This window comes from Mucilaginibacter flavus (genome assembly GCF_030409315.1).
Taxonomy (GTDB): domain Bacteria; phylum Bacteroidota; class Bacteroidia; order Sphingobacteriales; family Sphingobacteriaceae; genus Mucilaginibacter; species Mucilaginibacter flavus.
Map to the genome: position 1 here is coordinate 359,092 of NZ_JAUFPS010000012.1, position 14,134 is coordinate 373,225.

At 44.7% G+C, this 14,134-nt stretch carries 11 protein-coding genes; 5 read left to right on the top strand and 6 right to left on the bottom strand.

The window, feature by feature from the left end:
- Positions 1 to 20 precede the first annotated feature (20 nt).
- Positions 21 to 584: a YqgE/AlgH family protein gene (locus QWZ17_RS04265; RefSeq protein ID WP_290303705.1), complete on the top strand. Its 564-nt coding sequence runs from the start codon at positions 21 to 23 to the stop codon at positions 582 to 584.
- A 397-nt stretch (positions 585 to 981) separates the two neighbouring features.
- On the opposite strand, the gene QWZ17_RS04270 is transcribed toward QWZ17_RS04265, so the two are convergent.
- From QWZ17_RS04270 to QWZ17_RS04295, 6 genes are all read right to left on the bottom strand, one after another.
- Entirely contained in the window at positions 982 to 2,100 is a 1,119-nt protein-coding gene (locus tag QWZ17_RS04270; RefSeq protein ID WP_290303706.1) for a glycoside hydrolase family 26 protein, read from the bottom strand.
- Positions 2,101 to 2,272: 172 nt separating this feature from the next.
- Positions 2,273 to 3,547 carry a glycoside hydrolase family 27 protein gene (locus QWZ17_RS04275; RefSeq protein WP_290303707.1) on the bottom strand — a complete coding sequence of 425 codons (1,275 nt, stop codon included), beginning with the start codon at positions 3,545 to 3,547 and terminating at the stop codon, positions 2,273 to 2,275.
- 212 nt (positions 3,548 to 3,759) lie between these two features.
- Positions 3,760 to 5,010, bottom strand: coding sequence for an AGE family epimerase/isomerase (locus QWZ17_RS04280; RefSeq protein ID WP_290303708.1), 1,251 nt, complete (start codon positions 5,008 to 5,010; stop codon positions 3,760 to 3,762).
- Between the two features lie 245 nt (positions 5,011 to 5,255).
- Entirely contained in the window at positions 5,256 to 6,440 is a 1,185-nt protein-coding gene (locus QWZ17_RS04285; protein ID WP_290303709.1) for a glycoside hydrolase family 130 protein, read from the bottom strand.
- Positions 6,441 to 6,460: 20 nt separating this feature from the next.
- Complete coding sequence (locus QWZ17_RS04290; RefSeq protein ID WP_290303710.1) at positions 6,461 to 8,293, bottom strand: sodium:solute symporter family protein; 1,833 nt, start codon at positions 8,291 to 8,293, stop codon at positions 6,461 to 6,463.
- Positions 8,294 to 8,727: 434 nt separating this feature from the next.
- Positions 8,728 to 9,606 (bottom strand): AraC family transcriptional regulator, encoded by an 879-nt coding sequence (locus QWZ17_RS04295; protein ID WP_290303711.1) that lies wholly within the window; start codon positions 9,604 to 9,606, stop codon positions 8,728 to 8,730.
- Between the two features lie 491 nt (positions 9,607 to 10,097).
- On the opposite strand from QWZ17_RS04295, the gene QWZ17_RS04300 reads away from it, so the two are divergent.
- The 4 genes from QWZ17_RS04300 to QWZ17_RS04315 all read left to right on the top strand — a co-directional run bounded on the left by QWZ17_RS04300 (position 10,098) and on the right by QWZ17_RS04315 (position 13,836).
- On the top strand, positions 10,098 to 10,907 hold the full coding sequence (locus tag QWZ17_RS04300; protein ID WP_290303712.1) for an MlaE family ABC transporter permease: 810 nt from the start codon (positions 10,098 to 10,100) through the stop codon (positions 10,905 to 10,907).
- Positions 10,908 to 10,919: 12 nt separating this feature from the next.
- The gene (locus QWZ17_RS04305; protein ID WP_290303713.1) at positions 10,920 to 11,693 is read left to right on the top strand and encodes an ABC transporter ATP-binding protein; all 774 of its coding nucleotides are present in this window, start codon (positions 10,920 to 10,922) and stop codon (positions 11,691 to 11,693) included.
- Positions 11,694 to 11,720: 27 nt separating this feature from the next.
- Positions 11,721 to 12,716, top strand: coding sequence for an MlaD family protein (locus QWZ17_RS04310; RefSeq protein ID WP_290303714.1), 996 nt, complete (start codon positions 11,721 to 11,723; stop codon positions 12,714 to 12,716).
- A gap of 592 nt (positions 12,717 to 13,308) precedes the next feature.
- A complete protein-coding gene (locus QWZ17_RS04315; protein ID WP_290303716.1) occupies positions 13,309 to 13,836 on the top strand; it encodes a transposase in 528 nt (175 codons plus the stop codon).
- Positions 13,837 to 14,134: the final 298 nt, after the last annotated feature.

The window sequence follows — 14,134 nt, forward strand, 5'->3', positions numbered from 1 at the left end:
ATCATTATAAATAAACCTTTATGCTAAGTACTATATCGGCAGCCGCGGGGCGTTTACTTATTTCGGAGCCCTTTATGATGGACCCTAATTTTAAAAGGTCGGTAATTATCCTTACAGAATACTCTGCCGATGGTGCCATGGGTTTCATTTTAAACCACCAGGGCGAGTACATGCTGGGCGATGTATTGCCCGATGTATCATACTCCGAAATGCCCGTGTATGACGGCGGACCGGTAGCGCAAAACACCCTGCATTTTATACACCGCGCGCCCGAAAAAATTGAAGGCGGTATTGAAATAGCCAGCGGTATTTACTGGGGCGGCGACTTTGAACAGGTAAAAAAACTGGTGAGCAACTATCAGCTGGATGCCACTGAAATTAAATTTTTTGCCGGCTACAGCGGCTGGACTGCCCAACAATTAGATAATGAAATACTGGCAGATAGCTGGATAGTATCTGACCACCTGGCCCCCGAAACTCCTTTTAGCAACGAAGAGCAAAACCTTTGGAAAGACGTAATCAAAGGTCTTGGCCAGCGCTACGCCCACATCGCCAATTTCCCGGAAGACCCGGCGTTGAATTGAGTTGATCGTGTGCGGGTTGCCTGGTGCGAGATTCGGGAGCTTGATGGTTATAGAATCGGGAATACAAATATTACAAAGGGTAAAAACCAAAAGTCCTTGTTCCTTTGTCCAAAAGTCTTTAGTCCAATAATGGCAATACCTTCGGTCCGGGCTGTACGCTCATACTGCACGGGGCCTTAACCACCTGGCCGGTATCCGCTTCCATCCCTATTGCGGAAGAATTTTGTCTGAACCGGGATTTTTTGGATTAATTAGATTAACTTTTTTTTGTCTGAATCAGAATTTTCAGAATTAAAGAATTAACAGAATTTCGATTCCAATAATCCGAAAAATTCATATTCAGGAAAGATTCCCCGCCTTCATTTTCAAATTTTCAAATCAATCCCATATCTGTAATCTACCTATTCGGTTTTCCGTACACTCCCAGCTTCTCAAGCCTGTTTCCAAACATGGTTTGCCCGCTGTTAAAAAACTTAACAAAATCATCGGCGCTTGCCTGGCCGGGATAGGGCACATAATAATGATGATCGTTACCATTGCGCCAGGCCATTACATACGATGTTTTGTGTCGTGCCAGTGTAGGCAGTAAAATACTGGTCCACCAATCGGCTTGTGGAATTTGCACGTAGCCGGTTTCGGGCAGGCAAGCCAGTTTACGATGATTTGCGGCTATTACATCTATAATGCTTAGGCGTTTATCAAGCTTGGTTTGATAAGCTGTTACACCCTGGGTGCAGTAGTTATCAAACCCAATAAAATCAACATAATCATCGCCGGGGTAACGGTCCATAAATTCGGCTTCCGAATCAAAATCAGCTGCCGAGTATACAACTAACAGGTTATGGAGTTTTTTGGTGTTACGCAGGTAATCGATGGTAAATCGCCATAAGGCAATCAACTCATCGGGTGTATTTTGTTTTTTACCCCACCAAAACCAACTACCCGTAAGCTCATGAAAGGGGCGAAACAAAATAGGGATTGCCTCCCCATCCGGCCCTTTCAATTCTTTGAGATAAGCGGCGGCTTTATCTAAATAAGCAACATAGGCATTATGATAAGCACCATCTGCTGTAAGATCTTTAAGGGTATTTTTTGTGGTATCCCAGGCTGTTTTACCATTCGTGGGGTTGTCCATATGCCAGCAAAAGGTATTAATCCCGCCACGTTTATAGGCATCTTTTACCAGCTGCTTTTGTAACTCAAATGGAATGCCGTTGATGTCGCGGATACTATCATGCTCAATTTTTGCCAAATCCCAGCCATAAATGGCGGGGTACGATCCTGTAACACTTTTTACGTCGGACCGGTTGGCATCAAAGCGCCAGCCCACACCATAGGCGGTATCATCATGGTGGCCAAACAACACACCGGCCCCAACCAGGCGCTGCATGCTGTAAAAAAGCGCACGGGCTCCTGCCGTGGCCATTTTATCCGCAGGGGCGTATAGTTGTGCTTTTGCGTTCAAACCTAAAAGAGCCAACATGAATATCGCTCCATATTTTAAAGTTATCATCATTTCATTTTTAATTCCCTCCCTTGGGAGGGTCGTGGTGGACATGTGCGCAAATGCAGGGAGGGGTTTCTGCGAGCGACCTTCCGCTGATAACGAACAGCTAATTTAACCCCTACCTCCTCCTTCCCCAAGGAAGGAATCGCACAGCCCCGACGCTATTGATTTTATCGAATGATTAAAACTTAACAAGCCTCAACATTACAACGCTATGGCCGGCTAATGTTTGCTTAAATTCTTTTTTTGTGGTGCCGATATCTTTTTTTGTCCAAACATCATGCAGCTTGTAAACTGCCTGGGCAAAATCTGCATTGAGCTTACCTTCCTCGTTGTTTATAGTGTGCTCCTGCCATTTATAGGCAACATCTTTTGCTACGGTCGACCTGTTTAAAAAGCATACAGCCAGTTGGTTATTTGCCAGTGGCTTAGCCCATACCTCCAAACTATCGGCCTGGTAAATTCGAGTGGCGGCGATGCCTAACGCGTCCTGATCAATGGCGATGGCTTCTTTATTGGTTAGAATTGATTGTGTTTGGGGCGACATATTGCGCAAATCATTACCGGCCGCCAGTGGCGCCGACAGCATACACCATAAGGAAAAATGCGCTTTATCTTCATTAAAGCTCATGCCATTGCCAACTTCAAGCATATCAGGGTCATTCCAATGATTTGGGCCGTTGTATTTGCCAATATTTACCTGCTTATCTAAAATAGACATCACACTTAATGCCGACCAACTGCCATAGTTTTTATTTTTATCAAAACTTGCCGTGATGTCGCCGGTGTTACGATACAACTCGCCTACACCGCCTGCCCAAAGCCATGGCTGGTGGTTACCCCACTCGCACAGGCTAAACACAATTTGCCTGCCGCTTGCTTTGAGGGCCTGGCTCATGGTGATATAGGCCTCGCGGGCGTTGAGGCTATCGGTATTACACCAGTCGTACTTTAAAAAGTCGACGCCAAAAGAAGCGTACAAACGGGCATCCTGGTATTCGTGCCCACGACTGCCCGGATACCCGGCGCAGGTTTTACTGCCGGCGCAGTTGTAGATGCCAAACTTGAGTCCTTTGGCGTGTACGTAGTCGGCAAAGGCTTTCATACCTTTAGGGAATTTTTTAGGATCGGCCACCAGGTCGCCGTTTTTATCGCGCTCCATGCTCATCCAGCCATCATCCAGCACAAAATATCGATAACCGGCATCGCGCATGCCCGATGACACATAAGCATCAACCATGCCTTTAAGCAATGGCTCATCAATTTTGGTTTGAAAAGTATTCCAGGTATTCCAGCCCATTGGCGGCGTGGGTGCCAGGTTATTGGCCTTTGCTATTTGTTCTTTTGCTATCGCCACAGGAGCAGCGCCATCGGCTGTTTGCGCAAACAAGTTGGCACAGGTTGATGCGGAGAGCAATGTGGTAATGATAACGTGTTTATATAGGTTGATTTTCATATCGGTTATTTTTAGATTTAATGGTGATATATTAATCGTAATTGCGAGTCTCAATCAGAAAACTCCGAAAAAATGGAAATGCACTGATTTATAGATCCGTCATTGCGAGGTACGAAGCAATCTCCAAACTATACAGAGCTGGCTTTACAAGCTCGATTTGCCTACTTGGAGATTGCTTCGTACCTCGCAATGACGCTCATTTTTAAATTCCTTCACTCCCCTATCCTCCTGATAATTTCAATACAAGCCCGGCTATTATGATAGGGGCATTTCCACAAGCCAACTTTATCCTCGCCCGGCATAATACTACCATCGGCAAGTATTCCCCAAAACCATTCGCCGTTTTGATGATCTAATATACTATTCTTTACAAACGCCCAGTTTGCAATAGATAAGTCGAGGTATTTTTGATCGCCGCTGATCTGCCATGCATTAAAGAACCCTACCATGGCCTCGGCCTGCACCCACCAATGCTTTTCTTTAATCAGGTGGTCTTGGGCAGGTTCATATTCGTACCATAAACCGCCATCTGTATCTAAGCCCACTGTGGTAGCATCTGCAATTTGAAGGCAAATCTTTTTGATGCGCGTTGCCCTGCCATGATCTTCAATCACTTCCGCGGCTTCCAATAAAAGCCAGGTAGCTTCAATATCGTGCCCGTAAGATACCGTGCCCGATTTCGCATTCCAGTCCTCATCAAAAAACAATATTAAGTGATTGGTTTTTGCATCTATAAAATGATCGCAAAAGTTGTCTATCAGTGTTTCTATCTGTTTTTTAAGTTCTGCATCGGGCCAAATGCGATATAGGTTGGTATAGCCTTCCAGTACGTGCAGATGGGTATTCATGGTTTTCTTTTCGTTGGCATCTTTGGCGCTTAGTCGCAAATCGCCAAGGGGTTGCCAGTCGCGGGTAAAGGCTTCCATGTAGCCGGTTTTATCAGCATCATAGCTTTTATCAACCAGTAAATGATATAGACTGATTGCCTGCTCTTTTGCCACCTCCACGCCCGATGCAACGTAGTATTCGCTCAAAGCATAAATAGTGAACGCGCTTGCATAAACCTGCTTTTTGGTATCCAATGGATCGCCCTTAAAATCAAGCGACCAATAAACCCCACCAAATTCAGCATCTATAAAATACTTACTGATATACTCATAAGCCCGATGAGCCATCGCCAAACTTTCAGCATCCGGCTTTAAATTATAAGCCGCCGAAAAGCTCCACAAAATCCGCGCGTTTAAAACCGACCCCTTGGGGGCATCGGCAGTAACGCGGTTATCGTTATCAATTTTACCTAAAAAACCGCCGTGCTGTTCATCCGGCGTGTATTTTTTCCAGTAATTGATAATGTTGTTTAGTTCTAAACTTAATTCTGATTTTAAAACATGTAAAACTTCCTTATCCCCTCTTGAGAGGGGGCGCGGTGGATTGTGTGGTGGCTGGGGTGTGTTCTCCGGCATGTTATATTTGATACTAAAAGCATACTACTACGCCCCTCTTAAATGAGAAGTCCAGCAAGACTATTGTCTGCTTGAGTGTGTATTTTAAATATTTCATTATTCAACTTAAATTCCCATCCCACTATTAAGACGAGAACGATGGATATTAAGGTGAGGGGTATCGATCAGCATTCTATTCGCATGAAGAACACACCCCTCCGCCCCTCTCAAGAGGGGATTCGCACATTCCCCTGCTTTTTGGAGGACTATAAAGTCTCCTGAAAGCTCTTATTCCTATCAACAATACCATAAATCGTATCCACCGAAGTTGACGATCTAAAGCCATCTGCCGGGGTATTTACAACATAGTCAATCAATTTATCAACAGTAGTAGTGGCTACATGCATACGTGTATCCGATGATGCATAATAAATAAATACCTTACCATCCTCATCGGCTATCCAGCCGTTGCAAAAAACTACGTTTGATACGTCCCCTACGCGCTCTTCGCCCTCGGGGGCCAAAAAGTAGCCGCCCGGTTTATGAGTAACTTTGGTAAGCTGATGCAAATCGGTCATAAACATGTACAGTACATACCGCAAACCTGCCGCGGTGTTGCGTACACCGTGCGCCAGGTGTAGCCAGCCTTTTTCTGTTTTTATGGGCGTTGGCCCTTGCCCGTTTTTGGCTTCGTAAACGGTATGGTAATTTTTATTGTCGATAATGGTTTCCTGGTCGATAACCGCGTTTTCCATGGAATCTGCCAGGCCAAAACCGATACCGCCACCGGTACCGGCGCTGATAAAACCATCCTGCGGACGAGTATACAGTGCGTACTTGCCATCCACAAACTCAGGGTGTAATACCACGTTACGTTGCTGCGGCGAGTTGGTTTTTAAATCGGGCAAACGATCCCAGGTCACCAAATCTTTAGTGCGGGCAATACCACAGGCAGCCACAGCCATTGATTGATCATGAGCCGGAGCTTCTGGGTCGCGCCTTTCGGTACAGAACAAACCATAAATCCAGCCATCCTCATGCAGCGTTAAACGCATATCGTACACATTGGTATCTGGCTCATGCGTTTGGGGCAAGTTTACCGGGTACTCCCAAAAGGTAAAATTGCTAATGCCATCCGGACTTTCGGCCACCGCAAAGAACGATTTACGATCTACCCCTTCAACCCGCACAACCATCATGTATTTGCCGTTGAATTTGATAGCGCCTGCATTAAAAGCGGCGTTGATGCCGAAACGTTCCATCAGGTATGGATTAGTATTAGCATTCAAATCGTACCGCCAGTTTACAGGGGCATGGGCAGCGGTTAGCACCGGATTTACGTAACGGTCATAAACGCCATTGCCTGTGCCTGCTATATGGTTTGGCCTGGTAAGCAACTGTTGCTGTTCTTGTTGCAGCGTATTGAGCCTTTGTTTAAAGTGAGGGGTCATATATTTATCGCGTATCGTAATCAATAATCTTTTAATTTATTCCACCAGGTTTTTTTAAGTACCGTCATGAGCACAAGTAACAGGGCGATAGTTACCATGAGGGGCATTTTTTGCTGCAGAATAAGATACATGGGCAATATGGTGAGGCATAATTGTACAATGGTACCTATAACCACATTGAACATATTAAGCTTAAAATTTTTATTGGGCACAAAAGCAGCATCTTCGGCCGTTACCTGTTTTTTGACCGGCTCCCAAAAGCCCCATGGCCGTACAGTGCTGTAAAACGATTTGAGTACTGCTATATCAGTTGCCTCACTTGCGTAAGAACCAATTATTGAACCGGCCAGCGAAATACCAAACAACACCGGGAACCAATACAATAACTCGCCCGAAGGGATAAACCAGGAGAATACCATCGACGACAAAATGCCAGCCAGCATCCCCCAAAAGAAACCATTAGCATTAAAGCGCCACCAATGCCATTTTAATACGTTTGATGCTACGTAGCCGCCATAAAGCGCAGATACGATCCATTGCAGTACACTGTTCACATCCTTCACAAAAAAGCCGAGGATAACACCTATAGCCACAACCAACACACCAACCAGGTAATTCATGGCGATAACCTTGCGGGTAGTAGCCGCCGGGGTAACGTATTTGAGGTAAATGTCGTTTACGATATAGGCCTGCGCCGCATTCATGGTACCGCTAAACGTGCTCATAAAAGCGCCCAGTAAACCAGCCAGTAGTAAACCTACTAAACCAACGGGTAAAAAGTTATTGATAACTGCCGGGAGGATACGCTCAAAGTCGATAGCGCCGGTAGCATCCTTGAGGTCCATTTGATGGTAATACAGTAAACCTAAAATGGTTAAGCTTACAATAAGCGAGTAGCGGATGGGCAGCAATATAATGTTCACAAAACCGCTCATCTTACTGGCTTCCTCGGGCGAGCGGGTGGACAGGATTTTCTGCATATCGTAATTTGGTGCCGGACCAGCCAGCGCCGCGAAAAAACCCTTGAAGGTCATCATCATAAAAAACAACCCGAAAAGTGAGTAACCATCATCCTTTATTTTCTGATTTACCTCGTTGATAATGCCCGACCAGCTTAGCCCTAAACTTTTGCCAAAGAACGGGCTGTACCAACCATCAGGCACATTGAGGTGATGCCCGCTTAGCTTGCCTGCGGCTATAAAACCTATCCAAACACAGGCCACACTCATGATGCCGTATTTGATCATATCGCCTAATACAATGCTGTGCATGCCACCCAAAATGGAATAAAACATGGCGAAAAGGGTGAATACAATACCATATACATGCGGCACATATTGAGGCGCTACATTGAAAGGAACGTAGGCTTTTACCAAATCCCAGGGGATAAAAATCTCGATAAACTTGCCCAGGCCAATAAAACCGTAGGCCAGGAACCCAAAGCAGCTTAACAACGCGAAGGCTATCACCACAATATGCGATGGCCCTACTCCTGCCCCGGTTTTACCAAAGCGGGTAGCCAGCCATTCGGCACCGGTGGTAGCGTTTGAGCGGCGCAGCCAGCGGGACAGGTACATCATCAAAAACACCTGGTTAAATACCGGCCAAAGCCATGGAATCCAGATGCTCTTCATGCCGTATACAAAGCACAGGCTCACCATCCACATGGTGCCGCTGATATCAAACATATCCGATGCATCACTCAGCCCCAGTTTATACCACGGCAACGATTTACCGCCAAGCATATAACTTTCCTTGTTTTCGCGGGCCTTTTTACGGTACCATAAACCGATAAAAATGGTGCTCAACAGGTATAAAACGATGATGGCAACATCAAGGAAGTGTAACTTCATTTAATTTTATTTGGGATCAGAATTTTCAGAATTTAAGAATATTCAGAATGCCTGGCGATGGGCAAAAAGGCGCACAGGTTTTCAAATTCTGTTAATTTTCAAATTCTGCAAATTCTGATGATAATTGGCATATTCAAAAATGAGTTTATAAAAACAAGTTTTATAATACTTTTTTAACCTTCTATTTTAGTTTTTGAATATTATAGACTTTTTATCGTTTAAATATTGAAGCGCAATTATGCATGTTTCACATCCCACTACCATCCGGCTATAGCAATACATTTATAAGGAAACGATGGCGTTAGTTTATATGAGAGAAGGTTTTCTCCGTGAACAACTCAAATATACAAAAAATGCGTCATATCTAAGATATGAACATCTGTAAACCAGGCACAAACCCAGCAACCTCATCATTTTCAAATTTTCAAATCGACCTAAATAAACACCCTGTTCCCGGTATACGTTTCGCGGAAATCTTTGGGGATGCAGAGCTTTTTGCGTTTAAAGATGCGGTTAAAATTAGAGATATTGTTAAAACCGCATTTATAGGCGATCTCGGCCACGGTGGAAGTTGAATCGATGAGCATGCGGGAAGCATGGCCCAAACGAATCTCGTTAAGACTATCAATGAAGGTTTTACCTGTGCGTTTTTTAATAAAACGACTAAAAGAAGCCTCGGGCATATTGGCTATTTTGGCTACCTCGGCAAGGGATACCTGCTTGTTGTAGTTGGTGTTCATGTGCTCAAACACTTTTTCAATGCGGCGGCTGTTATAATAAAACTTATCGTTGGTAAAGCTGGGATCTGATAACATCTTCATATTGCGGGAGATAGACAGATCATGCATGATCGACATCAGCTCCAGCACCGAATCGAACCCGCTCTTTTTATCGAGATTAAGGATACGCTCCTTAAGCACCTGGATAGTCTCCGGCGAAAATACAATACCACGCTGCGAACGCTCCAGCATGCTTTTCACAAAGCTTAACTGATTGCGTTTCAGAAACTTTTCATCAAACAAATCTTTATGAAACTGTATGGTTACCTCCATAATATCCTCGCTTTGACATTGATGGGTAAACCAGGCGTGATACAAATTCGGACCGATTAGGGCAAGCTCCAGTTCCTCTATCACTTCAATATGGCCGCCCACTACCCGTTTTGCTCCTTTAGCATTGATAATCAGGTTTAACTCGTACTCATCATGGTAATGCAGCGGAAAATCAAACTTCTTTTTATTCCTCGAAAAAATGGTAAAGCAGTCGCTTGGGGTTAGCGGCGTAATTTCGCGCATCACGTTATTGGTTGTCATAAAACAGAAACAGGTTTAATGGGGATAAATGGTGATACGAATTTAACAAAACAATATCAACTATTCATCATTTTTGTAAGTTTTGAATTATATTTTGCAATAATCTCATCAATATAGATTCCATTTTTGCCTCAAATAACGCTGTTTTTAGTATCCTCCTAAGCACCAAACAATCACCTTTTGATAACCTTTCGCATCCATCTAAGCACCTTTTACGCACCTTATATCTACTTAACGCGCTTTTAATTTTACATTTACTTTACCGGCAGGTATTTATAAAAACTTACGTTTGCAACCGCGAATAAAACTTAACTTTTAACCCAAAAGGTCAGCACTTAAAACCTGTCGCTAAACAATGGCATTATAATTGGCTTAAACAATTTTGTCATAAGGTTTTAACATTATGACCTATAAAACGCCCATCGCAAACAAATACCGGCGGGCACTTGTACAGTAATCAACAATGATTAAAACATTACTATCATAAATTAATGGATACAGCAGCAAGCAGCACTCCGGCGGTACGCAAAAAAAAGTCGAAACTGTGGCAAACCATAACCGACTTTTTTGTAAGCCTGTATAATATCAACAAATTCATTCTGCGCTTTTTCAGGGAAGCCTTTATGCCCCCTTTTGAACTAAAGGAAGTGATGCGCCAGTGCTATGAGGTTGGCGTACGCTCGTTCACTCTTATTACGGTAACGGGTTTTATAGTGGGTTTGATTTTCACCAAACAATCGCGGCCATCATTATCACAGTTCGGCGCTACTTCGTGGCTGCCATCATTGGTGTCTATCGCTATTATGCGGGCTTTGGCTCCATTGGTTACAGCACTTATCGCATCGGGCAAAGTAGGTTCAAGCATTGGGGCCGAGCTTGGCTCCATGCGGGTTACCGAGCAGATAGACGCCATGGAAGTATCGGGTACCAAACCCTTTAAGTTTTTGGTGTGCACCCGGGTTCTGGCTACCACGCTTACCATCCCCATCCTATCTACCTATACAGGCTTCATCGCCATGTTTGGTGGTTACTTAAATGTAGCCCAAAACGAGGGCACCACCTGGAGCACCTTTATACAGGAGTTTTTTGATCCGCTTACGTATACCGATTTTGTGGCATCGCTCATTAAATCCATCATGTTTGGGTTTACTATTGGTATTGTGGGTTGCTACCAGGGTTATAATTCGGCAAAGGGTACCGAGGGTGTGGGCAAGGCGGCCAATGGCGCGGTGGTTACGGCCATGTTCCTGGTGTTTATTGAGGAGGTTATTATTGTGCAGATTACCAGCTGGTTCCGTTAATTACGCATCACCATGGAAAAGAAAATTGTAAAAGGCGACCATACTAACCCGGTTATCAGCATCAGGGGATTAAAAAAATCTTTTGAAGATTATCACGTGCTCCGCGGCATTGACCTCGACCTTTACCAGGGCGAAAACCTGGTGGTGCTTGGCAGGTCGGGCACGGGAAAATCAGTGTTGATCAAAATCATATCCGGCCTGTTAAAGGCCGATGAAGGAGATGTAGAGGTACTTGGCAGCAACATAGCGCATATTACTGAAGAAGCGTTACAGGCCCTGCGCATCCGGATAGGCTTCTCGTTCCAGAACAGCGCCTTATATGATAGTATGACAGTGCGCAAAAACCTGGAATTTCCGCTGGTACGCAACCGCAAGGGCATTACCCGTAAGGAAATTGATACCAATGTAGAAACCGTGCTTGATGCCGTTGGCCTGTTGCAAACCATCAACCAAATGCCATCCGAGCTTTCGGGCGGGCAGCGTAAGCGGATCGGCATTGCCCGTACACTGATCCTGAACCCCGAAATTATGTTGTACGATGAGCCGACCGCAGGCCTGGACCCTATTACCTGTATTGAGATCAACGACCTGATTAACGAGGTGCAGGAACGCTTCAACACTTCATCCATCATCATTACGCACGATTTAACCTGCGCCAAACAAACCGGCGACCGTATTGCCATGATGCTCGACGGTCAGTTTCAGCGCACCGGCACTTTTGAGGAAGTTTTTGATACCAACGACAACCGGGTGAAGCCATTTTACGACTATAACTTTATCAAATAAATACAAAAAGACATTACAACCATTATCATGGACGCGACAGAAAATAAAAAAGCAATCATAGTAGGCCTGTTTTTGGGGCTGGGGCTTATATTGTTCATCCTGGGCATATTTACGCTTGGCGGGCAACAAAAGGCCTTTGTTAAAAACATCAAGCTCAGTTCGGTATTCAGCGATGTGGCCGGCTTAAAAAAGGGCAACAACGTTTGGTTTTCGGGCGTAAAGGTGGGTACCATCAGCGCGGTACGGTTTACCGGCCCATCGCAGGTGCAGGTTTTTATGAGTATTGACCAGGCTACCCAGCAATTTATACACCGCAACGCCCAGGCCAAGATCAGTAGCGACGGGTTGATAGGTAATAAAATTATTGTGATAGATGGCGGCAGTCCGCAGGCGCCCGAAGTGCAGGATGGCGATGTATTGCAAGCCGAGAAACTGCTATCAACCGATGACATGCTGAAAACCCTGCAGGAAAACAACCAAAACCTGCTTGCCGTAACCAGCGACTTTAAAACGCTGAGTCACCAGATATTGCAAGGCAAAGGAACCATCGGCGCGTTGATGGCCGATAATACCATGGCCCTGCAATTGCGCGCCGCCATGAAAAACCTGCAAACCGCCACCCAAAGCGCGGCACTAATGGCCGATCAGCTAAATAGATTTAGCAATAAGCTAAACACCAAAGGAGGTTTAGCAGATAACCTGCTTACCGATACCGCAACGTTTAACCGCATCCGCCAGGCCGCAAACCAATTGCAGGCCGCGGCTACCAACGCCTCTACCCTTACCAATAACCTCAACAAAGCCAGCGAAAAATTAAACCGTACTGATAACGCCATAGGTGTACTCCTTAACGACCCCAAAGGGGCCGTACAAGTACAAACCACCCTCAACAACCTGCAACAAAGCTCCATCAAACTAAACGACGACCTGGAAGCCGCCCAACACAACTTTTTCCTGAAAGGCTTTTTTAAGGATAAAGCGAAAAAGGCCAAGGAGGATAGTTTGAAGAAGGTGGGGCAGTAAGTCCCCTCTAAATCTCCCCCGGAAGGGGAGATTTTCAATATTGCGGCCCGCACGTTGTTGGTGTTGTCACCAACAATTGTTTTCCGGCACTATCGTCGATAACAATACTGCCGATTGTTTCATATTATCACTTCCCTTTGCACGATGCTGTTAGGTTAAGCAACGGCATTCAACATATCGAACCAGCTGTTGGTGACAACACCAACAGCGTGCGGTGTGGACTGGTTTTGTAATTGTTATACGCCCGTTGTTAGTGTAAAAACTAAGAGTGATATAGCCATAGGAATTCCAATACGAAAGCACGATATTGGCTAAATGGCGCTTATTAATTTCGACTATCATCCTCAATTTTTCACCGCGACTATACCCGCACGTTGTTGGTTTTGTCACCAACAACTCGTTTATGGCGCTATTGTCGTTAAAAATAATGTCGCTTTCTCCATACACCTCACTCAATCCCGAATTTTAAAGTAAAACGACAACATCCAACAACACGACCCTGCTGTTGGTGACAACACCAACAGCGTGCGGTATGAAAACCAAGAGTGATATAGCCATAGGAATTCCAATGCGAAAGCACGATATTGGCTAAATGGCACTTATTAATTTCGACTATCATCCTCAATTTTTCACCGCGACTATACTTGAATGGAAACACCTTTTAAAAGACGATGAGTTTAAAGATGTCATTATTCAAAGTTTAAAATTCCTCTCTGATGAAGGCTGTATAGTGGTTTACGCTTTTGTGATTATGCCCAACCATTTCCACCTAATATGGCAAATACAGGATGGATACAAGCGTGAATCTGTTCAACAACGATTGATGAAATTCACTGCCCAGCAAATGAAATTCAGATTGCTTGATTCTAAAAACCCATGGTTCGACGCATTCAGGGTAAATGCTAAAGACAGGCAGTACCAGTTTTGGGAACGCAATTCATTGAGTGTTGATTTGTGGAGTCCGAAAGTTTTTATGCAGAAGTTGGATTATATTCACAACAACCCGCTACAGCCCAAATGGAATTTGGCGGCATTACCTGAAGATTATAAATATTCGTCGGCCCGGTTTTATATCACAGGCGAAGATGAATTTGGATTTTTACGACATCATATGGGATGAAGAAAAGTTGTTGGTGACAACACCAACAACGGGCGGTGAACGCCGACAAAGGGCGAATTTTAAGATAAAGAGACAACATCCAACAACACGAATGTGCTATTGTTGACAACCAACAGCCCCGCACGTTGTTGGTGTTGTCACCGACAACTCGTTTACGGCGCTATCGTCGTCAAACAGCAATGCTACCATTTTAGCGAACAAGGTCTTCTCCCCAATGCTTTTATGTAAAGGAACAACATCCAACAGTGCGAATCAGCTGTTGGTGACAACACCAACAGCGTGCTAGATCAACACCCAA